The organism is Tardiphaga robiniae (assembly GCF_001618955.1).
Classification (GTDB): domain Bacteria; phylum Pseudomonadota; class Alphaproteobacteria; order Rhizobiales; family Xanthobacteraceae; genus Tardiphaga; species Tardiphaga robiniae_A.
This window is the reverse complement of the sequence record NZ_LVYV01000023.1, coordinates 390,534-413,082: the sequence shown is the minus strand read 5'-3', so window position 1 is coordinate 413,082 and position 22,549 is coordinate 390,534. Positions and strand designations below refer to the sequence as shown.

At 60.8% G+C, this 22,549-nt stretch carries 20 protein-coding genes; 9 read left to right on the top strand and 11 right to left on the bottom strand.

Going from position 1 to position 22,549, the window contains the following annotated elements; all coding sequences use genetic code 11:
- Positions 1-56 precede the first annotated feature (56 nt).
- The 8 genes from A4A58_RS19535 to cysG form a co-directional block, all read right to left on the bottom strand.
- The gene (locus tag A4A58_RS19535; RefSeq protein ID WP_068735109.1) at positions 57-1,097 is read right to left on the bottom strand and encodes a sulfate/molybdate ABC transporter ATP-binding protein; all 1,041 of its coding nucleotides are present in this window, start codon (positions 1,095-1,097) and stop codon (positions 57-59) included.
- Positions 1,087-1,980 (bottom strand): sulfate ABC transporter permease subunit CysW, encoded by an 894-nt coding sequence (gene cysW, locus A4A58_RS19530; RefSeq protein ID WP_068735107.1) that lies wholly within the window; start codon positions 1,978-1,980, stop codon positions 1,087-1,089. The genes A4A58_RS19535 and cysW (A4A58_RS19530) overlap by 11 nt, the downstream gene beginning before the upstream one ends.
- A gap of 6 nt (positions 1,981-1,986) precedes the next feature.
- Positions 1,987-2,823 carry a sulfate ABC transporter permease subunit CysT gene (gene cysT, locus A4A58_RS19525; protein ID WP_068735105.1) on the bottom strand — a complete coding sequence of 279 codons (837 nt, stop codon included), beginning with the start codon at positions 2,821-2,823 and terminating at the stop codon, positions 1,987-1,989.
- A gap of 66 nt (positions 2,824-2,889) precedes the next feature.
- Positions 2,890-3,879, bottom strand: coding sequence for a sulfate ABC transporter substrate-binding protein (locus tag A4A58_RS19520; RefSeq protein ID WP_068735408.1), 990 nt, complete (start codon positions 3,877-3,879; stop codon positions 2,890-2,892).
- A 207-nt stretch (positions 3,880-4,086) separates the two neighbouring features.
- Positions 4,087-4,599 (bottom strand): DUF934 domain-containing protein, encoded by a 513-nt coding sequence (locus A4A58_RS19515; protein WP_068735103.1) that lies wholly within the window; start codon positions 4,597-4,599, stop codon positions 4,087-4,089.
- A complete protein-coding gene (locus A4A58_RS19510; RefSeq protein ID WP_068735101.1) occupies positions 4,586-6,241 on the bottom strand; it encodes a nitrite/sulfite reductase in 1,656 nt (551 codons plus the stop codon). Before A4A58_RS19510 ends, A4A58_RS19515 begins: the two co-directional genes overlap by 14 nt.
- A 12-nt stretch (positions 6,242-6,253) precedes the next feature.
- The gene (locus A4A58_RS19505; RefSeq protein WP_068735099.1) at positions 6,254-6,568 is read right to left on the bottom strand and encodes a DUF2849 domain-containing protein; all 315 of its coding nucleotides are present in this window, start codon (positions 6,566-6,568) and stop codon (positions 6,254-6,256) included.
- Positions 6,565-8,001 carry a siroheme synthase CysG gene (gene cysG, locus A4A58_RS19500; protein ID WP_068735097.1) on the bottom strand — a complete coding sequence of 479 codons (1,437 nt, stop codon included), beginning with the start codon at positions 7,999-8,001 and terminating at the stop codon, positions 6,565-6,567. The genes A4A58_RS19505 and cysG overlap by 4 nt, the downstream gene beginning before the upstream one ends.
- A gap of 302 nt (positions 8,002-8,303) precedes the next feature.
- Here cysG and cysP point away from each other — a divergent pair, with 302 nt between their 5' ends.
- The 4 genes from cysP to A4A58_RS19480 all read left to right on the top strand — a co-directional run bounded on the left by cysP (position 8,304) and on the right by A4A58_RS19480 (position 13,545).
- The gene (gene cysP / locus A4A58_RS19495) at positions 8,304-9,305 is read left to right on the top strand and encodes a thiosulfate ABC transporter substrate-binding protein CysP (protein WP_068735095.1); all 1,002 of its coding nucleotides are present in this window, start codon (positions 8,304-8,306) and stop codon (positions 9,303-9,305) included.
- A gap of 234 nt (positions 9,306-9,539) precedes the next feature.
- Positions 9,540-10,367 carry a sulfate ABC transporter permease subunit CysT gene (gene cysT, locus A4A58_RS19490; protein ID WP_068735093.1) on the top strand — a complete coding sequence of 276 codons (828 nt, stop codon included), beginning with the start codon at positions 9,540-9,542 and terminating at the stop codon, positions 10,365-10,367.
- Positions 10,367-11,254 (top strand): sulfate ABC transporter permease subunit CysW, encoded by an 888-nt coding sequence (gene cysW / locus A4A58_RS19485; protein ID WP_068735091.1) that lies wholly within the window; start codon positions 10,367-10,369, stop codon positions 11,252-11,254. Before cysT (A4A58_RS19490) ends, cysW (A4A58_RS19485) begins: the two co-directional genes overlap by 1 nt.
- Positions 11,255-11,385: 131 nt before the next feature.
- On the top strand, positions 11,386-13,545 hold the full coding sequence (locus A4A58_RS19480; protein ID WP_068735089.1) for a malate synthase G: 2,160 nt from the start codon (positions 11,386-11,388) through the stop codon (positions 13,543-13,545).
- A 130-nt stretch (positions 13,546-13,675) separates the two neighbouring features.
- On the opposite strand, the gene A4A58_RS30090 is transcribed toward A4A58_RS19480, so the two are convergent.
- Positions 13,676-13,831 carry a Thivi_2564 family membrane protein gene (locus A4A58_RS30090; protein WP_086937086.1) on the bottom strand — a complete coding sequence of 52 codons (156 nt, stop codon included), beginning with the start codon at positions 13,829-13,831 and terminating at the stop codon, positions 13,676-13,678.
- A gap of 459 nt (positions 13,832-14,290) precedes the next feature.
- Between A4A58_RS30090 and A4A58_RS19475 the strand changes: the two genes are divergently transcribed.
- Both A4A58_RS19475 and A4A58_RS19470 read left to right on the top strand, forming a co-directional pair.
- Positions 14,291-16,384 (top strand): methyl-accepting chemotaxis protein, encoded by a 2,094-nt coding sequence (locus A4A58_RS19475; RefSeq protein ID WP_068735088.1) that lies wholly within the window; start codon positions 14,291-14,293, stop codon positions 16,382-16,384.
- Positions 16,385-16,590: 206 nt separating this feature from the next.
- Positions 16,591-18,684 (top strand): methyl-accepting chemotaxis protein, encoded by a 2,094-nt coding sequence (locus A4A58_RS19470; protein WP_068735086.1) that lies wholly within the window; start codon positions 16,591-16,593, stop codon positions 18,682-18,684.
- Positions 18,685-18,708: 24 nt separating this feature from the next.
- On the opposite strand, the gene A4A58_RS19465 is transcribed toward A4A58_RS19470, so the two are convergent.
- Positions 18,709-19,341, bottom strand: coding sequence for a DUF2865 domain-containing protein (locus tag A4A58_RS19465; protein WP_068735084.1), 633 nt, complete (start codon positions 19,339-19,341; stop codon positions 18,709-18,711).
- 39 nt (positions 19,342-19,380) lie between these two features.
- Positions 19,381-20,172, bottom strand: coding sequence for a L,D-transpeptidase (locus tag A4A58_RS19460; protein WP_068735082.1), 792 nt, complete (start codon positions 20,170-20,172; stop codon positions 19,381-19,383).
- 232 nt (positions 20,173-20,404) lie between these two features.
- On the opposite strand from A4A58_RS19460, the gene A4A58_RS19455 reads away from it, so the two are divergent.
- The 3 genes from A4A58_RS19455 (at position 20,405) to A4A58_RS19445 (ending at position 22,533) form a co-directional block, all read left to right on the top strand.
- Entirely contained in the window at positions 20,405-21,514 is a 1,110-nt protein-coding gene (locus A4A58_RS19455; protein ID WP_086937096.1) for an AI-2E family transporter, read from the top strand.
- Between the two features lie 75 nt (positions 21,515-21,589).
- A complete protein-coding gene (locus A4A58_RS19450) occupies positions 21,590-21,961 on the top strand; it encodes a DUF883 family protein (protein ID WP_068735078.1) in 372 nt (123 codons plus the stop codon).
- 92 nt (positions 21,962-22,053) lie between these two features.
- The gene (locus A4A58_RS19445) at positions 22,054-22,533 is read left to right on the top strand and encodes a phage holin family protein (RefSeq protein ID WP_068735076.1); all 480 of its coding nucleotides are present in this window, start codon (positions 22,054-22,056) and stop codon (positions 22,531-22,533) included.
- Positions 22,534-22,549: the final 16 nt, after the last annotated feature.

Genomic DNA, 22,549 nt, shown 5'->3' with positions numbered 1-22,549 from the left:
GTTGCACACCAACCGTGGCTGAAAGGTGAACGTGCGGATTTTTTAGACAGCGCCCGTCACTCCTGCGCGGCGAAAATCCGGTAGCGCCGCGGCTGCAGGCTGATTGCATCGCCGGTGGTGAGCGGACGGTCGCGCGGGGCATCGATCTCCACCAACGTGTCATCGCCGGACAATGCGATGTCGGCACGCTGGATCGGGCCGAAGGTGCGGACGCGGCGCACAGTGCCATCGAGGGCCCCCTCGCCTACGGGACCAATCTGCATGTCATGACGACGAACAAACAGTTTCGACGGGCCGATCGCACCGCCCGCATCGATGTTGAGCGGGCGATGGCCGAGCTTCACCTGGCCGTCGCTTATATCGACCGGGAGCACGATCGATTCACCTATGAATGAGTGCACGAAAGCCGTCGCCGGGTTATCGTAAACGTCGCCAGGCGTGCCGATCTGTTCGATTTTGCCCTTGTCCATCACCACGACGCGGTTGGCGACTTCGAGCGCCTCCTCCTGGTCATGCGTGACGAAGATCGAGGTGACGTGGATTTCCTCGTGCAACGTGCGCAGCCACTGCCGCAACTCCTTGCGGACCTTGGCATCGAGCGCACCGAACGGCTCGTCGAGCAGCAGAATGCGCGGCTCGATGGCGAGCGCACGCGCCAGCGCAATACGCTGCCGCTGGCCGCCCGAGAGCTGGCTGGGATAGCGATTGGCGAGCCAGTCGAGCTGCACGAGATCGAGAAGCTCCTTCACCCGCGCGCGGATCTGCGCTTCGCTCTTGCGCACGGCGCGCGGCTGCACGCGCAGGCCGAAGGCCACATTCTCGAACACGCTCATATGGCGGAACAACGCATAGTGTTGGAACACGAAACCGACGTGGCGCTCGCCAGCGCCCCGCACCAGCGCGTTTTCGCCGTCGAATGAGACTTCGCCAGAATCCGGCCAGTCGAGCCCTGCGATAATTCGCAGCAACGACGTCTTGCCGGAACCGGACGGTCCGAGCAGCGCGAGCAACTCGCCATCAGCAACCCTGAGGTCGACATTATCCAGCGCCTTGAAGGCACCGTACTGCTTTACGATATTCCGAACTTCAATCGTCACGGGGCAGCTGTCCTTCTTCGATCTGGCCTTCGAGGATGGTCTTTGCGATCAGCGTCACGAGCGCCAGCAGAGCCAGCAGAGACGCGATCGCGAACGACGCCACCAGTTGATATTCATTATACAGGATTTCCACCAGCAGCGGCATGGTGTTGGTCTCGCCGCGAATGTGGCCCGACACCACCGAAACCGCGCCAAACTCACCCATGGCGCGCGCATTACACAGCAGTACGCCGTAAAGCAGGCCCCATTTGATATTGGGCAACGTCACCACGACAAAGGTGCGCCAGCCGCTCGCCCCCAGCGAGATCGCCGCCTCTTCCTCCTGCGACCCCTGCTCCTGCATCAGCGGGATCAATTCCCGGGCGACGAACGGGAAGGTGACGAAGGTTGTCGCCAGCACAATCGCCGGTACGGCAAACAGAATGTTGATGCCATGCGACATCAGCCATGGCCCAAAGAAACCCTGCGCACCAAACAGCAGCACGAATACCAGACCGGAGATAACGGGGCTGACCGAGAACGGCAGATCGATCAGGGTGACCAGCAAGGTTTTGCCCCTGAATTCGAATTTGGCCACCGCCCAGGCGGCGGCAACGCCAAACACCAGATTGAGGCTGACCGAGATCACCGCCGTGATAAGCGTCAGCCAGATGGCTGCGAGTGCCTCGGAATCTGCCAAAGCCGACAGATAGAAGCCCACGCCCTTGGACAAGGCCTCCGAGAACACCAAAATCAGCGGCAACACGACGAAGACAGTCAGGAACGTCACCGCAACGCCGATAATGATCCCGCGCACGAGCCATGGTTCGGTATGCGGATCATGTCGTGCCACTGACTGGGCGCGCTCCACGGTGACTGGCGAATTGATAATTGTAATGGTCATGTCAGGTCAACTCACGGCCAGCGCACGGGTCTGCGCCCAGCGCTGCAGCCGATTGAGGAGGAAGATGATCAGGAACGAGACGACCAGCATCACCACCGCGATCGCCGTCGCATCGGCATAGCGGAATTCCGACAGCCGGATGACGATCAAGAGCGGCGCTATCTCCGACACATTCGGAAGATTGCCGGCGATGAAGATGACGGAGCCATATTCGCCGACCGCGCGGGCGAAAGCCAGCGCGAAGCCGGTGAGAATGGCGGGCGTGAGGCTGGGAATGATCACGCGGGTGATGGTCTGCCAGCGCGACGCACCGAGACAGACGGCAGCCTCTTCGATCTCGACATCGAGATCGATCAGGACCGGTTGCACCGTCCGCACCACGAACGGAATACCAATGAAGACCATTGCCAGGAAAATGCCGAGCGGCGTAAACGCCACCTTGATGCCGAGTGACGCAAGCGGCGCGCCGAGCCATCCGTTCTGCGCGAACAACGTCGTCAGCGCGATGCCTGCCACTGCAGTGGGAAGGGCGAACGGAATATCGACAATGGCATCGAACAGCCGGCGACCGGGAAACCGGTAGCGCACCAGGGCCCAGACGATAATCAGGCCAGCGACCAGATTGACCAGCGCAGCCGCGAAGGCCAATCCGAACGAAATCCTGAGCGCGTGTAGTGTGCGGTTGCTGGTGACGGTATCGATGAATTGCGAGAGACTGAGATCGGCTGTCTTGACGAACAACCCGGCCAAAGGGATCAGAATCAAAAGCGACAGCCATGTCAGGGTCAGGCCCATGCTCAGGCCGAACCCCGGCAACGCACTTCGTTTAGGTGCCGCGCTCACAATGTCCCCTTGCTTTGGTAAAAGCCCCAGACTGGCGTACCGGTCTGGATGTTTCGCTGCGAACGATCAGTTCTTGTAGATCTTGTCGAACACGCCGCCGTCGGTAAAGTGCTCGCTCTGCGCCTTGGTCCAGCCTCCGAACACGTCGTCGATCGTAAACAGATCAACCTTGGCGAAGGAAGCCTCGTACTTCTTGGCAATATCGGCATCACGCGGACGGTAGAAATTGCGCGCGGCGATCTCCTGACCTTCCTTGGTGTACCAGTATTTCAGATAGGCCTCCGCAGCGACTTTGGTGCCCTTCTTGTCAGTGACGGTATCAACGACGGCGACCGGCGGCTCGGCGAGAATTGAAAGCGACGGCGCGACGATCTCGAACTTGTCCTTGCCGAATTCCTGGATTGCCAGATAGGCCTCATTTTCCCAGGCCAGCAAGACATCGCCGACACCGCGCTGGACGAAGGTGATGGTCGAGCCACGCGCGCCGGTGTCGAGAACCGGAACGTTCTTGAAGATGTTACCGACGAATTCCTTGGCCTTGTCCTGCGATCCATATTTCTTCAGAGCATAGCCCCAGGCGCCGAGATAGTTCCAGCGCGCGCCGCCAGAAGTCTTCGGATTCGGCGTGATGACGCTGACGCCGCTCTTGGTCAGATCGTCCCAGTCCTTGATGGCCTTGGGGTTACCCTTGCGCACGAGGAACACGATGGTCGACGTATAGGGCGACGAATTCTGCGCCAGGCGCTTCTGCCAGTCCTTGGCCAGCAGGCCCCTATTGGCGATTGCGTCGATGTCATAAGCGAGCGCGAGGGTGACCACATCGGCTTGCAGACCGTCGATCACAGAGCGCGCCTGCGCCCCCGAGCCGCCATGCGACTGCTTGATTTCGACGCTCTTGCCGGTTTCCTTCTGATACGCAGCAGCGAACGATTTGTTGAAATCGACATACAGCTCGCGCGTCGGGTCATACGACACGTTGAGCAGCGAAATGTCTGCCGCGTGCGCCGATGTTGCAATTAAGAGACCCGCAATGACGGGAAGAATACGACGGACCATTTTGATCTCCATCCAACCTCACAACACGATCGTCATGAGGTGGGGGCAAAATCTTGAAGAAGCACCGCTAAGTCAACGAAACCAGATTCCAATGTTGGCGGCATGACGGCAGCAATGTGCTATGAATATGCCTTCGTATGGAGACCGTATCGCGCGCTGGTCATTTGTCATCAACCAACGCTGCGAAAGCCGTCGACATGCGGCGAATTAGCGCGCGTTCTCCGCATGACGCAACTGCATGCGCTGATGCAGCGCCGTGATGCGGCCATCGCCGGTGGGCTGATAGAACACCGTGTAACGCTTCACTGTGGCCGCGAAGGCTTCCGCATCGGCATCCTTCTTCACCTCGAATGAATCGAAACCGGCGCGCAGCATGATGACGAACTGATCGCGCAACACCTGGCCGGTTGCCCGTAATTCGCCCTTGTATTTGTAGCGCTCACGCAGCAAGCGCGCCTGGCTGTAGGCACGGCCATCGCGAAACGACGGGAACACCAGCGCGACCACCGCGAGCTTGTCGAGATAAGGCACCAGCTCTTCCGGATCGCGGTTGTTCGGCCAGATCACGCCGGTCGGGCTGCTGCGCTTCAACAGCACCTCCGGGTCGGCGAGAAAACGCGCGGCCGAAATCAACGCCGCCCCGTCGACCGGAATCTCTGCATCGTCGGCCACGTGAATATAGCCGTCGGCAACCATCTTGCCTTGCTTAACGAGTGGCATAAACGCGCTCCTTGAACGGCTCGACACCGAGGCGTTCGACAGTCTGGACAAACAATTCATCCGGCCGAGCACGCAGTGCCAGATAGGCTTCAACGATATCCTCAATGACGTCAGCAACCTCGGCAAAAGGCACTGCCGGTCCGATCAGGGTGCCGACCACGGCATGCTCGTCGGCACGGCCGCCGATTGTGATCTGGAAGAATTCCTCGCCATTCTTCTCGACGCCAAGAATGCCGATATGGCCGACATGGTGATGGCCGCAGGCATTGATGCAGCCGGAGATGTTGATATGCAGCCGACCGATCAGCTCCGCGAGATCGTTATTGGCGAAACGCCGCGTCAGTTCCTGCGCGATCGGGATCGAACGCGTATTAGCCAGCGAGCAGTAGTCGAGGCCAGGGCATGCGATGATGTCGGTAACCAGATTGACGTTCGGCGTTGCGAGACCGAGCTTGTCGAGCTGCCGCCACAGTGCGGGCAGATCGCGCCTGGCCACATTCGGCAGCGCCAGATTTTGCTCATGGCCCACGCGGATTTCGCCGAACGAATATTTGTCGGCAAGATCGGCGACTGCATCCATCTGTTCAGCCGTGGCATCGCCGGGTGGGCCGCCCACCGGCTTCAACGACAATGTCACGATGGCGTAGCCGGTCCGCTGATGCGGCGCGACTGAGTTCTTAAGCCAGCGCGCAAAATGCGGATCGGCCGACGCGGCCGTTAACTCGTCCGGCGTGTCGGAGAGCTTCTGATAGTGCGGATAGGTGAAGCGCGAGCGGATATCCTCGACAACCTCGTTGTCCAGCGTCAGCGCACTGTCGCGCGTCGCCAGCCACTCATCCTCAACTTCAGCGGCGAATTTCTCGATGCCCAGCTCATGAACCAGAATCTTGATGCGCGCCTTGTAGATATTGTCGCGGCGGCCATACTGATTGTAGACGCGCAGGATGGCCTCGACGTAGCTCAGAATATCGCGGCCGTGAACGAACGGCTTGATCACCTTGCCGATGAATGGCGTGCGACCGAGGCCACCGCCGACCAACACTTCAAAGCCAGTCTCGCCGGCCTCGTTCTTGTGAATTCGCAGGCCGATGTCATGCACCTTGATCGCCGCGCGATCATGGGCCGACGCAGTGATCGCAATCTTGAACTTGCGCGGCAGGAACGAGAATTCCGGATGCATGGTCGAATACTGCCGCAGCAATTCCGCCCAGATCCGTGGATCCTCGACCTCGCCCGGTGCGACACCTGCCCATTGATCGGTGGTGACATTGCGCGTGCAATTGCCCGAGGTCTGCATCGCATGGATGCCGACCGAAGCGAGATCTTCCAGCGCATCCGGCAGATCGGCGAGCTTGATCCAATTGAACTGGATGTTCTGCCGCGTGGTGAAGTGGCCATAGCCGCGATCATAGCGTCGCGCCACATGCGCCATCTTGCGCAGTTGCGGCGATGACAGCGTGCCATAGGGAATGGCGACGCGGAACATATAGGCGTGAAGCTGAAGATAGACGCCGTTCATCAACCGCAGCATCTTGAACTCGTCTTCGGTGAGTTCACCTGCGAGGCGGCGCTTCACCTGATCGCGGAATTCCGAGACACGCTCGTTGATCAGCGTGCGATCGATTTCATCATAAGCATACATAATTCAGGTGCCTTAAGCCGAAGCCGGAAGGTCGATGGTGACGCCCTTGCGGCGAATCTGTTCACGGAGGTTGCCCGGCTCGACGGTGCCGTTATCGTTCACGGCGACCGGCGCGATATAGGGACCGATGGCGCCAACGTCATCGGCTGTGGATTCAGCAAGCAGCGCACGCGCATCATCGGCAGTGCGCACGATGGCAGCCTGCGCGAGGTCGGTGGTCCAGCCTTTATGGGCATCGCGATAAATCACCACGCCGTCCCAGGTGCGGTTGGCAGTCACCACCGACGGGCCGGTGATCTTGATTTTCTGTTGCAGCGGAGATGTCATTCGGCAGCCACCAATAAATCTGAAACGAGCTTGTTGATCTGAGTGGCCCGCCACGGCGCGGAATGCGCCACGACATCACCAATGATGAGAACCGCCGGACCGCCCTGAATCTGGCCGACCAGCGTCGGAAGGTCTTCGAGAATGCCGACGGCCGCCTGCGCGTCGGACCGCGTGACGCGCGCGAATACGCCAACAGGTGTCTGCGGCGAACGGCCTGCAGCGAGAAGCCCCGTGCGGATCGCCGGGGCGGCGGTCATACCCATATAAACAACGACGGTCATCTTGTCGTCGGTGAGAGTCGACCAGTCGACCTTGTCGGCATCCTTTTCCTTGTGCGCCGTCAGGAAGGTGATGCGCAGCGCTTCCCGGCGATAGGTCAGCGGCGCCTCGAACATAGCCGCAGCGCCAAGGCCTGCTGTGATGCCGGGAATAACGGAGTAAGCAACACCCGCTTCGCGCAGCGCTTCGATCTCCTCGCCACCGCGCCCGAAGATGAAAGGATCACCGCCCTTCAAGCGCACGGCGCGTTGTCCAGCTTTCGCGGCTTCGATCAGCAATTTGTGGATCGCATCCTGACCGATGCCAGGCTTGCCGACCCGGCGCCCCACCGGAATACGCGATGCATCCCGGCGGATGCGGTCGAGCACTTCGGGTGACACCAGTTCGTCGTAAAATACAACGTCGGCGTCCTGCAGCGCGCGCAACGCCTTGATGGTCAGGAGATCCGGATCGCCCGGCCCTGCTCCCACCAGCGTGACGTGACCTTCGACAACGCCGGCCTGCGCTGCACCAGCATAGATCGAGAGATCGGCGATTTCCGTCAGCGCTTTCTCGGCCTCGGTACCGCGCCCCGCCAGCACCAGCGCGCCGATCGGACCATCGACGATGCGCTCCCAGAACCTGCGACGCAACGGAGCCTCGGCAATCTTGTCGTTGATCGGTTTGCGCCAGCGCCCGATGAAGCCGGCGAGATCGCCGATCCGCGCAGGCAGCATCGCCTCGATCTTTTCGCGCACACGCCGCGCCACCACCGGCGACGCACCGCCGGTTCCGACGGCGACGACCACATCGCCGCGATCGACGATGGCCGGAAAGATGAAAGTGGAGTGCGCGAGTTCATCCATCACATTGACGGGCACACCGCTCGCTTTGGCGCGTGCAGCCACCGCGTGGCCGAGTTCACCGGCGCCGGCGCAGAGCACGGCGGTGATCCCCGAGAGATCGGCGATCACCGGATCGCCCTCGACATATTCAATGCGCGCCACGCCCTCGGCATCGAGCCCGGACGTGTCACGATTGCCGTCCGTCGCGTACCAGCGAATCCGCGCACCGGCTGCCAGCAGCAGCCTCAGCTTGGCGCGCACGAGTTCGCCCTGGCCGACAAGAACGATCGGCCCGGTCTGCAAATCGAGGAAGATAGGCAGAAACCGCATACATACTCCGCTGCCCCGAAATTCGGGGGTTGACTGGAATTATATTCTATATATCTCTCAATAACGAGGCGCAAAGAGAAGATTTTATCTTCTTCGAGGCGTTCTAACTATAGAATTTTTGTCCTCAAACACCAAGCGTCGTAGATGCTTCTTCTCAATAACGGTCGGCCGATGCAGGAGTTGCGCGAAACCGCACCCGTGCCCGCCCCCTTTGCGCAGCAAATTCCGGACCGTTTGCCGGGCAAAACGCCGCAGCCGCCGCTCCCGGCCATCCGATCGCTCTCACTCACAGGGGACTTCACGTGAACCGTTTCATTATCGCTCTCGCCGCCGGACTCGGCATTCTCGCGACTGCACCCGCCCAGGCGCAGACGCCGAACACGCTGCTCAATGTCTCCTACGACATCTCGCGCGAGCTCTATGCCGAGATCAACGTTGCTTTTGCCAAGCAATGGAAGGCCAAAACCGGGCAGGACGTCACCATCAACCAGTCGCATAACGGCTCGTCGCGTCAGGCGCGTTCGATCCTTGAGGGTCTGGAAGCGGACGTCGTCACCTTCAATCAGGTCACCGACGTGCAGGTGCTGTATGACCGCGGCAAACTGATCCCGGCCGACTGGGCCAAGCGGTTACCGAACAATTCCTCGCCCTATTACTCGCTGCCGGCCTTCCTCGTGCGTGCGGGCAATCCGAAAGGCATCAAGGACTGGGACGATCTGGTGAAGCCCGGCGTGCAGGTGATCTTCCCGAATCCGAAGACCTCAGGCAATGCGCGCTACACCTATCTGGCCGCCTATGCCTTCGCGAAGAACAAGTATGGCGCCGACAAGGCTGATGACTTCATCAAGAAGCTGTTCGCCAATGTCCCGGTGTTTGACACCGGCGGCCGCGCGGCGACGACGACCTTCGTCGAGCGCGGTACCGGCGATGTGCTAATCACCTTCGAGGCCGAGACCTCGTCGATCCGCGACCTTGCGGGCAAGGACAAGTATGAAGTGGTGGTGCCACCGACCAGCGTACTCGCCGAATTCCCGGTGACCGTCGTCGACAAATATGCCGACAAGCACGGCACGAAGGCACTCGCGACCGCCTATCTCGAATTCCTGTATTCGCCGGAAGGCCAGGACATCGAAGCCAAGGGCTATAACCGCGTCACCGACAAGACCGTGATGGCAAAATACAAGGACAAGTTCCCGGAAGTGAAGCTGTACCGCGTCGAGGACGAATTCGGCGGCTGGGACAAGCTGAATGCCGAACATCTCAATCCCGGCGCAAAGCTGGACACGCTGTTCGGCGGGAAGTGACTTAACCTCTCCCCGCCCTTTTGCGGGGAGAAGTCGCCCGGCGAAGCGCAGCGACGACGGGCGGGTGAGGGGCGGCACACCGCATGAGCCGAAAGCTCGGTGACTGCGGATCGCAAGAGCCCCCTCCCCCGCCCTCTCCCCACAAAAGCGGGGCGAGGGAGCGAGAGGCCGGCGTTTCCTTTCCGCGCAAATCGTCTAAGAGAAGCCCCAACGGCTTCACACACGGACCTTCCCTTGCGACGTAGCGTCATTCCAGGTTTCGGGCTCTCGCTCGGCATTACGCTCTTTTATCTCGGAGCAATCGTGCTGTTGCCGCTCTGCGCTCTGATCCTGAAAGCCTCGGACGTCGGGCTTGCGCAATTGTGGGGCATCCTGTCGTCGCCGCGCACACTGTCGGCCATCCGCGTCACTGTGACGATGGCGCTGGCGGCCACCGCATTCAACGCCATCTACGGCCTGCTGCTCGCCTGGGTGCTGGCGCGCTATCAATTTCCCGGCAAGCGCATTCTCGACGCGCTGGTCGACGTGCCCTTCGCGCTGCCGACCGCCGTGGCCGGCCTCGCGCTGACGGCGCTGTTTTCCAAGAAAGGCTGGTTCGGCGTACCGCTCGATGCACTTGGCATCCAGGTCGCCTACGCACCGCTCGGCATCGCCATCGCGATGGCCTTTACCAGCATTCCCTTCGTGGTGCGCACGGTGCAGCCCGTGATCGAAGACCTCGGCTCCGATGTCGAAGAAGCCGGCCGCTCGCTCGGCGCCAATGATCTGCAGATTCTCTGGCGCGTAATCTTCCCGGCGATCTTTCCGGCGTTCCTCGCCGGCTGCTCGCTGTCCTTCGCGCGCAGCCTCGGCGAGTTCGGCGCGGTAATTTTCATCGCCGGCAACCAGCCGATGAAGACCGAGATCGTTGCCCTGCTGACCTATATTCGGCTCGAGGAATACAACTACCAGGCTGCCGCCGCGATTGCCGTGGTGATGCTGGCGATGGCTTTCGCCATGCTGATTGTCACCAACGCGGTGCAGGCCTGGAACCTGCGTTATCTCGGCCGGGGAGACGTGTGATGCCGCGCCCGACGTCAGAACGCGCCCATACCGAATGGATGGTGACGCCCGTCGGTGCCGGCCCGGTGACGCGCCGCGTGGTACTTGGCATCGTCGCGATCCTCACATTGCTGTTCCTGATCGCACCGCTGGCTTTGATCTTCAGTTCAGCGCTGTCGCAGGGCATCGGCACGTTTTTCAACAGCCTCACCGAGCCCGGCACGCAGCATGCCATTCTGTTGACAGTGACCACTGCGCTGATCGCTGTGCCGATCAACATCGTGTTCGGCCTCGCCGCGGCGTGGACGGTGACCAAGTTCGTCTTCCCAGGCCGCACGCTACTGATCTCGCTGATCGAGCTGCCCTACTCGATCTCGCCGATCGTCGCCGGCGTCGCCTATATCTTCGTCTATGGCTCGCAGGGCTTGTTCGGCCCGCTGATCGAAGCCATGGGCATCAAGGTGATGTTCGCACTGCCGGCGATCGTGCTCGCCAGCATGTTCGTGACCGCGCCCTTCGTGGCGCGTGAGTTGATCCCGCTCATGCAGGTGCAGGGCACGGATGAGGAAGAGGCCGCCGTCACACTCGGCGCTTCCGGCTTTGCGACCTTCATGCGGGTCACGCTGCCGAACGTGCGCTGGGCCGTGCTCTATGGCGCGATCCTGTGCAATGCCCGCGTGATGGGCGAATTTGGTGCCGTCTCCGTCGTCTCCGGCAACATCCGCGGCCAGACCACGACGTTGCCGTTGCAGATCGAACTTCTGTATCAGGACTACAATGTCGCAGGCGCCTTCGCCGCGGCGACGGTGCTGACGGCCGTGGCACTGCTCACCATCGTGATCAAGGTGGTGCTGGAGCGGATCTCGCCAGATCACGCGCAGGCCCCGGCTCGGCCGCCCGGCCACTGATCCCTTTAGGGGACTTCTCACCGGGTAGCGTTTGGCGTTAAAAGGTCCCATGGGCGCCCCGGTTTGGCGCCGTTTATGCTTATACTCCCTGAAATTAGAGCAGAATTGCCGCTTCTCGCGAGAAAGACACCATGAAACGCATCGACGCCCACGGACTGCAGATCGCCCCCGTCCTGTTCGACTTCATCGCCAAGGAAGCCGCCCCCGGGACCGGCATCCAGCCGGATGCGTTCTGGGCCGGCGTCGCCGCTCTCATCAAGGACCTGGGCCCGAAGAACCGCGAACTGCTCAAGGTGCGCGATACGCTGCAGGCCAAGATCGATGCCTGGCATCTGGCCAACAAGGGCGCCTTCGACATGAACGCCTATACGGCGTTCCTCAAGGAAATCGGCTACCTCCTCCCGGAGCCCGCGACCAAGCAGGTCGAGACTGCCAATATCGATATCGAGATCGGCCAGATCTGCGGCCCGCAGCTCGTGGTGCCGCTGACCAATGCGCGCTACGCGCTGAATGCCGCAAATGCGCGCTGGGGCAGCCTCTACGATGCCTTCTACGGCACCGATGCGATCCCGCACGATCCGTCCGAGGGCGGCAAGGGCTACAACAAGGCGCGCGGCGACAAAGTCATCGCCAAGGCAAAAGCCTTCCTCGATCAGGCCGCGCCGCTCGCCACCGGCAGCCACACCGATGTCACGGCCTACAGCATCATTGCGGGCCAGCTCTCGGCCAAGCTCAAGAGCGGCAACCTCACCGCGCTGAAGAACGAATCCCAGCTCGCTGGCTATCTCGGCGAGCTCGCCACCCCGACCTCGATCCTGCTGGTCAATAACGGCCTGCATATCGAAGTGAAGATCGATCGAACCAACACCATTGGCAAGGACGACTCCGCTGGTGTTGCCGACATGATCATGGAGTCGGCCGTCTCGACCATTCTCGACATGGAAGACAGCGTCGCCACCGTGGACGCCGACGACAAGGTGCTGGTGTATCGCAATACGCTCGGCCTCATGAACGGCACGCTGTCGGCCGATTTCGAAAAGGGCGGCAAGACGCTGAAGCGTGCGCTCAACGAAGACCGCGTCTACAAGACCATCGACGGCCAGAGCCTGACGCTGCATGGCCGCAGCCTGATGCTGATGCGCAATGTCGGCCATCACATGTTTACGGATGCGGTGCTCGACAGCGCCGGCGAGGAAATTCCGGAAGGCCTGCTCGATGCCGCCGTTGCCGGCCTGATCGCAATCCACGATCTCAAGAGCAAGGGTCCGATCCGCAACAGCCGTACCGGCTCGGTCTATATCGTGAAGCCGAAGATGCACGGTCCCGACGAAGTGGCGCTGACTTGCGAGATCTTCGCGCGCGTCGAAAAGCTGCTGTCGCTGCCTGAGAACACCATGAAGATCGGTATCATGGATGAGGAACGCCGCACCACGGTGAACCTCAAGGCCTGCATCCAGAATGCATCGAAGCGCATCATGTTCATCAACACGGGCTTCCTCGACCGCACCGGCGACGAAATCCACACGTCGATGGAAGCGGGTCCGATGATCCGCAAGAACGACATGAAGGCGACGCCGTGGATCAAGGCCTATGAAGAGTGGAACGTCGATGTCGGCTTGATCGACGGGTTGCCGGGCCATGCCCAGATCGGCAAGGGCATGTGGGCCGCGCCCGACAAGATGGCGGACATGCTCACGCAGAAGCTCGGCCATCCGCAGGCCGGCGCCACCACCGCATGGGTGCCCTCGCCGACCGCCGCGACGCTGCACGCTTTGCACTATCATCAGATCGATGTCGCCACGCGCCAGAAGGATCTCGCCAAGGGCGGCCCGCGCGGCAAGCTCACCGACATCCTCACCATTCCAGTATCGCAGTCGAACTGGGCGCCGGACGATGTGAAGCAGGAGATCGACAACAACTGCCAGGGCATCCTCGGCTATGTCGTGCGCTGGATCGACCAGGGCGTCGGCTGCTCCAAGGTGCCGGACATTCACGGCGTCGGCCTGATGGAAGACCGCGCCACGCTGCGCATCTCCGCGCAACATCTCGCCAACTGGCTGCATCAGGGCGTCATTACCAGGGATCAGGTGATGGAATCGCTGAAGCGCATGGCCGTGGTCGTGGACGGGCAGAACAAGGGCGACGCGCTGTATCAGAACATGGCGCCCTCGTTCGACGGCGTCGCCTTCAAGGCTGCCTGCGATCTGATCTTCGAGGGACGCACACAGCCGAACGGCTACACTGAGTACATCCTCACCGCGCGCCGCCGCGAGGCGAAGGCGCTGGCTTGACACACTCTCTGTCTCTGTCGTCATGGCCGGGACAGGCCCGGCCATGACGAATGAGACAATGTCGATCGCATCGGCTGCAAGCAAAAAAAGCCCCGGCAAACCGCCGGGGCTTTTTTGTTAGTTCATCTCGCTAGAAAACCGCGATGTATTTCAGCAGCGAGATCACACCGAGAATGATCACGACGACGCGGCAAATCTGCTTCGCGCGGCCGTCGATCGGCAACAGATTGATCAAGTACAGAATGAGAATAACGACGAGAAAAGTGATCAAGACGCCGACGAGCATGTGCGTATCCCCCCAGACTCAATGGAAATGAATAGCAGCCCCGGCCATCGCCACAGCTGCTCAACAATAATCCAACGTGGGCGAGAGCATTGGGTTCCCGGATCGGAACAAAAGAACCCGGCGGAGCCGGTACGAAGAGATGTATTTTGGAAGAATTCCGTGCCCCCCGAAGGCAGAAGTAAGTATTTACCTCACCGAACCAGGCACCCAAGCTGGGCTCTCAGGTCATCGATGGTCCCGTAAAATCCGGACCCTGAGCAGGGCGCCCGAAACCGCGCGGAGAACGGCAGATGAAAAAGCTCCGGTCAATCGCCGGGCCTCGTCCTTTGCCGTGCCTTAAGAACGCTTACGCACCAACTACCTAAAGTAGCCGTATTCAAGCCTGCTTCACGATACGGGTGCAATCGGAAATATTTACCATTTGAAGCCTTACTAAATCAAATATTTGGGGGATTCACGATGTTCAATCGATTGACCGTTTCCGCATTGCTTCAATCTGTCATCGTGGTCATGGCGCTCTGTGTGGTCGCCGTTCTGGCAACGACAGCCTGGGACTCCTACGGGCGGCTACGTTCAGCCAGCCGCATTTCGGGAATTGCGGACGCCTCCGCGAATGCCTTCAAGGCGATGCATAATCTGCGCACCGACCGTGCATCGACGAACCGGAACCTGAACAACGAGACAGTCATTCAGCCGGACGGAGAAAAATATCTCCGCTCCATTCGCGATTCCGAGATGCCAGCGATGCGAGCAGCGGCTGACCTCATTGCCACCATCGAATTCGCCGATCAAAAGACGCTGCACCCGACGCTGGTCCAGCTGGTCAACAAGCTGACCGCTCTGCAAACCGAATCCTGGGACGCGATGAGCAAGCCGAAGGCGTCGCGCCGTGCAGCCCTCGGCAAGGAGTATATGGAGACCACGCAGGCGCTGCTTGAAACACTGGAGAAAGTGTCGGCCCAGCTCGCCGCCGCGGTGAACCACAACGATCCCATGATCGATCAATTACTGTCGATCAAACAGGCAGCTTGGCTGTTGCGCAACACCGCCGGCGAAGGATCCCTCCTCGTCGCGAACGGCCTTGCTGTCGGGCGCGCCACACCTGAGAATAAGCTCGCCTACACCAAGTTTGTTGGCGGCATCGACGCCGCCTGGAATGCGCTGGAATTGTCTGCGTCTGGAATGCAGCTGCCGCCCAACCTGGCTGCAACCATGGCTGCTGCGAAGGTGGCTTATTTCGACCCGCAGTATATGGCTCTTCGTGACCGTGTCATGAATGCGCTGGTGAGCGGCGAAAAACCCGAAATCACCGCGAGCGAATGGACTCCAATCACCGTTGATCGCATGGCCAGTGCGGTTACAGTCGCCGAACGAGCGCTAAATGAAGCAAAAAGCCACACCTTGACGCAGTGGACTGCCGCGCAGCACGCGTTGATCCTGCAACTGGCGCTGCTCGCTGCCGCGCTCGGCGTGGCGTTCGGCAGCATGGTTGCCGTCACCCGCCGCGTCATTACCCCGCTGCACACCATTCGCGATGCGATGCTGAAAGTCGCCGCAGGCGATCTCGTCGTCGATGCCGGCTATTCCGAACGGAAGGACGAAATCGGCGCGCTCGCCGGCGCTCTGGAGACCTTCAAGCAACAAGCCAAGGAGAAAGCACAGATCGAACAACAGGAGCGCAACCGCAACGCCGACGCGACCCAGCGGCAGCAGGCCATCGAACAGCACATCGGGACCTTCGAGGTCCAGATGCGCGATGCGCTCAACGCGCTCGGCAGCGCGTCCGATCAGATGAACAGCACATCGGATGGCATGGCGGTCGTATCCAGCCAGACCAATGCCCGCGTGCAGGTCGCAGCAAAAGCCTCGGGCGAAGCCTCCCTGAACGTGCAGAATGTCGCCTCCGCCGCCGAACAGCTGAGCTCGTCGATCAACGACATCAGCCGGCAGGCTGCGCATGCCGCGGGTATCGCCAGTCGCGCCGTCAATCAGGCGCAGGAAACCGACGGCACCGTCCAAGGCCTCGCCAAGACCGCCAACCGGATCGGCGAGGTGGTCGGGTTGATCAACGATATCGCCTCGCAGACCAACCTGCTGGCGCTCAACGCCACTATCGAAGCCGCGCGCGCTGGCGAGGCCGGACGTGGCTTTGCGGTCGTCGCATCGGAAGTGAAGTCGCTGGCCAGCCAGACCGCCAAGGCAACCGACGATATTTCCGAGCAGATCGCAGATATCCAGAAGGTCGCCAATGAGGCGATCGAGGCGATCAAATCGATCGGCGGCATCATCGGCGAAGTCAATGAAGTAGCAACTGCCATCGCTGCGGCCGTCGAAGAACAGGGCGCCGCGACACAAGAGATCACCCGGAGCACGCAGCAGGCTGCCGATGGTACCCGCAATGTGTCGGACAACATCGCCGGCGTCAGCGCCGATGCGGACGCAGCTGGCGCTGCCGCGCAGGATGTGAAGGTAGCCTCGGAAACGCTGGCCACGCAGACGCGCCAGCTTGGCGCACAGGTAACGGACTTCCTCGGCAAGATACGGGCTGCCTAGGCAGCGCCTCATCAGTCACGTCATCGAGCGCTGACAGTATAAAAAGCCCCGGCATCGTCGGGGCTTTTTCGTTGAAGCGTCGCCGGGCACGACAATCTTCTACCTTAAGTGGCGATATTATAAATTACTTTATCAGAACGAGCATGAACGTGAATATTTACCAATTGCAGCCTTAAATACCGAAATATTTTTTGGGGGGATTCATTGTGCTTCATCGATTGACCGTTTCCGCATTGCTCAAGTCCGTGATCGCCATCATGGCGGTCTGTGTCGTCACATTCCTCGTTCTCAGCGCGTGGGAATCATATGGACGCCTCAACGTCGCCGGACGCATGTCGACGATCGCCGAGGCATCCGGTCATGTATTCAAGGCAATGCATAATCTGCGTACTGACCGGTCCACGACGTTCCGCACGTTGAACGCCGATATCGTGATTCAGCCCGATACTGAGGCCTATCTACGCCGTATCCGCGGCGCCGAAATGCCGGCAATGAAAGCGGCAGGAGAATTGCTGGTCACCGCCGACTTCCCCGGCAAGGCGACGCTGGTGCCCGAGTTTAACCGGCTGATGCAGGCATTGATCGCGTTGCAGACCGAATCCTGGGACCAGATGAGCAAGCCGAAGGCGTCGCGCCGTGCGGGCCTTGCCAAGGAATTCCAGGACAATGTCGATTCCGTTCTGGCCATGCTCGAAAAAGTCTCCTCCGCTCTCACGGCCGCCGTAACCCACAACGATCCAGCGATCGATCAGTTGCTGTCGATCAAGCAGATGGCCTGGCTGATGCGCAACACATCGGGTGACGCCTCCGTCATCGTGTCTAACGCACTCGCGGTCAACAAGATCTCGCCGGAGCTGCAGCGGAGCTATGTGAAGCTGACGGGCGGCATCGAGACCGGATGGAATGCCCTGGACATCGCATCGTCGGGTACTGAATTGCCACAGGGTCTTGTCTCGGCCCTCGCTGCAGCGAAGGCGTCCTATTTCGACCCACAATATCTGGCGCTGCGCGACCGTCTGATTCAGGCTGTCGCAACCGGCGAGAAACCCGAAATGCCGGCGACGGCCTGGACACCGCTCACCGTCGACAAGATGAGCACGGCCGTGGTCGTGGCGGAACGTGCACTTGACGAGGCCAAGAACCACAGCATCGCGCAATGGTCCGTCGCGCAACGCTCGCTGATTTTGCAACTGGTGCTGCTGGGTACCGCAATCCTGCTGGCCGTGGGCGCCATAGTCACCATCACGCGCCGTGTCACCACGCCGCTGCTCACCATCCGCGACGCGATGCTGAAAGTGGCGGGTGGCGATCTCACCGTCGATGCCGGCTATGCCGATCGCCAGGATGAAATCGGCGGGCTGGCCGGTGCGCTGGAGACCTTCAAGAAGCAGGCGATGGAAAAAGCCGAGATCGAGGCGCAGGAACGCCATCGCAATGCCAATGCCAGCCAGCGCCAGCAGGCCGTCGAACAGTATATCGGCATGTTCGAGATCCAGATGCGCGACACGCTGGGCGCCCTTGGCAGCGCCTCGGACCAGATGAATACGACATCTGACGGCATGGCCGCTGTGTCCAGCCAGACCAATGCCCGCGTGCAGGATGCTGCGCGCGCCTCCGGCGAAGCCTCAGTGAATGTGCAAAATGTCGCCGCCGCGGCCGAGGAGCTGAGTGCCTCGATAAACGACATCAGCCGCCAGGCATCGCATGCGGCCGGCATCGCCAGCCGCGCCGTCAGCCAGGCACAGCAGACCGACAATACCGTTCAGGGCCTCGCCCAGACAGCGAACCGGATCGGCGAAGTCGTCGGCCTCATCAACGACATCGCCTCGCAAACCAATCTGCTGGCACTCAATGCCACCATCGAAGCAGCGCGCGCCGGCGAAGCCGGCCGTGGCTTTGCGGTCGTTGCGTCCGAAGTGAAGTCGCTGGCCAGCCAGACGGCCAAGGCGACCGAGGATATTTCCGAACAGATCGCGGATATCCAGAAGGTCGCCAATGAGGCCATCGAAGCCATCAAGTCGATCGGCGGCATTATCGGCGAAGTGAATGAAGTCGCCACCGCGATTGCGGCCGCGGTCGAAGAACAGGGCGCGGCGACGCAGGAAATCACCCGCAGCACCCAGCAGGCGGCCGATGGCACCCGCAACGTGTCGGATAACATCAGCGGCGTCAGCGCCGATGCCGACGCAGCAGGTGCAGCCGCTGAGGATGTGAAGGTGGCATCAGAGACGCTGGCGACGCAGACACGCCAACTCGGCACTCAAGTGACGGACTTCCTCGGCAAGATCCGCGCGGCTTAAGCGCAATCGATGACTTGGCGCGGATTATTCCCGCGCCACGACCGGCATGCGCTCATACTTCGCCTGCACCGATGGCGAGACTGGCGACATCTGCAGCGACGCGCCGCGCTTGTCAGCGCCGCGGCCAGTGACCATCAGCCCATCGGCACCGGCGACGATATCACCCTTGCGCAGTGTTGGATCGTTCTCGAGTTTCACCGGCGCCAGACCGATCTGGTCCTTACCGTTACAGGTGCAACCGGCCACCAGTTCGGTGCGGTACTTGAATGCATTCGGCAGCTCGGAATAGGGCTTGCCGCTCTCGGTCGCAGCCGTGTCGATACTGCTGCCGTAAACAACCTTGGTATCGCTCGCCGGACAGAAATTATTGCACGACGCCGCACGGCTCTGACTGTCGGTGGCTGATATCGGGAAGTAACGTCCATCGCACGTGCGCACACAAAAAGCCTGACGCCCGCCGCTTGCTGCACGAGGGCGCAGCTCCTGCACCGGCGGACCTTCATTGACGAAAGGCAGCGAGATATCCGGGCCACGACCACGCGCTATCCCGCCGAACAATGCCGAGAAGAAATCCTGCGCCTGCGCTGGGGCGGCACCGAGTATGACAATCGCCGCCACCGCGCCGAGGGCCATCCGTTGTCCTGGAAATCGGGTCATGGGGCCTCCAACGCGGCATCAAAACAGAATGATCGACTCTCAGTAGAGCGACGACGCGGAAAGGTTCATCGCCTGACGGCCCGGAGCCTGCTGCACGCCGGCAGGACGAACCGAGATCGATGTGACGCTGCGCGGCGCCGGAGCCGTGCGCGCCTCATAGTGTGGGGCAACCGACTTCGGCAGCACCACAACCCTGGTCCCAACGCTGACGCGACTGAAAAGGTCCTGCACATCTTCATTGGTCAGGCGGATACAACCCGACGACACGAACTTGCCGATGGTTGACGGATCATTGGTGCCATGGATGCGATAAGCGCTGGAGCCGAGATACATCGCGCGGGCACCGAGCGGGTTGCCGGGGCCGCCAGCCATGAAGCGCGGCAGATAGGGCTGGCGCGCAATCATTTCCTGCGGCGGATGCCAATCCGGCCATTCCGCCTTGCGCGTGACAGTCTGCGTTCCGGACCAGGTGAATCCTTCGCGGCCAACACCGACGCCGTAGCGAATCGCGCGGTTGTTGCCGAGCACATAATAAAGCTGGGTATTGCCAGTATCGATGATCACTGTGCCCGGCGCTTCGCGGGTCATATAGCTGACTTCAGCGCGGCGCAGGCGCTCCGGGAGAGCGACATCCATGTTCTCCCGCACCCGCGGTGCAGCCATCACATCGTCGTCCGGTGGAAACGCGCTTTGCGCAGCCGGTGCATAGTTCATCACCTGCGCCGATGCACTGGAGATAAACGGCGGAGCAACGATCAGAGCGGCTGCAACAACGAGCGCGCTTGTGAGACACAGCGAAAGCTTGCGGTTTCCAGATGATGCCTGTGACATGTGACTGCCCCGTTTGGCGACGCGTCATCGTCGTGATGACCGCAACCAACTGCGCCGAAGCCTCGGGGTTCCCTCCCCGCGAGCGTTCACCGAATGATTTGTCAACCAAGGAACCATCACGAAATCGCGACGGAACTTTTGCGGTATGGTCGTGTTGTGCCCGATCGCATGTCAGCGATCGGACGCGCGAACGCGATCTGCGCGAACAAATGGCGGCATGTCGGGACAGCTCATGAGTGAAGTCCGCGCTCTCCCCGAAAAGCCTGCAGGCACGCCGGTGCCCGAGAGCAAGATCGAGCAGCCGCCGGTGATCCGCCGTGCCGAGGTTGTCGCCTTTGCGTTGATGTCGCTGCTGGTGATCACCGTGGTTGCGGTGCTCTACGTCGCCAAGGCATTCTTCCTGCCAATCGTGACAGCCTTCATCATTGGCACCATGTTGTCGCCCGCAGCGAGCTTTCTCGAAAAGCGCCGCATTCCGCGATCCATCTCGGCAGTCCTGATCGTTATCTTGGTCTGCGCCGGACTCGCCTTCATCGTGGGGCTTATTTCATCCCCGCTGATGGAATGGACGACGCGCCTCCCCGAACTAGGTTCGCTGCTCAAGAACAAGCTGCATGTCTTCGACCGACCGCTGGCGCTCTGGCACCAGATACAGAGCATGTTCGGCAGCGCCGAAACGCTTGCGACAACAAAGTTCGAATTGCCCAAGATCGACTGGGTGCAGCCAACCGTCGAATTCCTGTCGCCAACCTTCACCGAATTCCTGCTATTCTTCGCCACGCTGGTGCTGTTCATCGCAAGCTGGAAAGATCTGCGCCGCGCGCTGGTGATGAACTTCGCCGATCACGAATGGCGACTGCGGACGCTGCGCATTCTCAATGCCATAGAGACCAGCCTTGGCGAATATCTGCTGATGGTCACCATGATCAATTTCGGAGTCGGCATTGCCACCGGCGTGATCTGCGCGGCCACCGGCATGCCCAACCCGGCCGGCCTCGGCGCGCTGGCAGCCACGCTCAACTTCTTCCCGATCATCGGCCCCGTCGCCATGTTCGTCATCCTGGTCGCGGTCGGCATCATTTCGTCGGAGACGATTGCCGCAGGCATGATCGCGCCGCTGCTGTTCGTCGGCCTCACCTTCATGGAAGGCCACTTCATCACGCCCACGATCATTGGACGCAAATTGCAACTCAACGCGCTGGCGGTGTTCATCGGGCTGGCGTTCTGGACCTGGCTCTGGGGCCCGATGGGCGGCTTCCTGGCGGCGCCGATCCTGATCGTCGGGCTGATCCTGAAAGAGCATTTGATGCCGATCAATTCGCCGCAGTTGCCGCCGGATTAATCCGGCTCTACTGATGGAACCTACAGTCTAACCGGGCGTTTCTGCATTGGATTTTCAGTATCAGGAGAGCTTCGCATGGCGGATATCGATGGCCTGGATGAACTCAAGAAACTGACCGACAAAGCAACCTATAGCCGCCTTCAGAAGGATCTCACCGCCGTGAAAAACGATGTTGCAGCCCTGACCGAACAGATCACCGACGCGCTTAATGCTTTTACCGGCCAAGCTACTAAACAAGCCCGCCGCGGCGTCAAGCAAGCCCGTTCCGACGCCGAAGACATGATGTCCGACATGCGGGAGCGCGGCAGCGCGGCCTATGATGCTGCGCATGACGCAGCCTATTCACTGGAGGAAACGCTGGAAGACAGCATTACCCAGCGCCCATTGGCTGCAGTCGGCCTGGCGCTTGGCCTCGGCGTGCTGATCGGGATGGCCTGGCGCCGCTGAGCACATGCGCAGAATTGAGATGTGATGACTGGCGGTGCCCGAGGGTGCCGTCAGTTTTCTTTGTATTTTAGAGTTCGGGTTCGGGGGCTTCCATGCTGAAGGGTATCATCGACGATCTGAAGAACAGCACAGGCAACAGCCTGCGCATGACATCGCTCATGGCACTGGCGGGCTTTGCTGGTTTCGTGGCGCTGTGCTTCCTGTGTGTTGCGGCTTTCATCGCGGTGATGCAGCGCTACGGCGTCATTGAGGCCTGCCTCACCATCGCCGGCATCTTTTTGGTCATCGCGGCGATCTTCGCTCAGGTCTATGCGACCAAGCAAAAGCAGGCCCGCGAGCGCGCAGCAGCCGCGGCGCGCGCAGCGGCCAGAGCTGCTGCGAATGCGCCGCTGATCGATCCGATGCTGGTGGCGACCGGCATCCAGATCGCGCGCACGCTCGGCCTCAAGAAGGTTATTCCGCTGCTAGCGCTGGCCGGCGTCGCACTCGGCTATATGGCCAATCGCAGCAGCGCTGCGACAGATGATGACACGAACGAAACCGGCGACCCCGATGAGGTCGCCGACGATTGATTGAAATTGTCAGCGT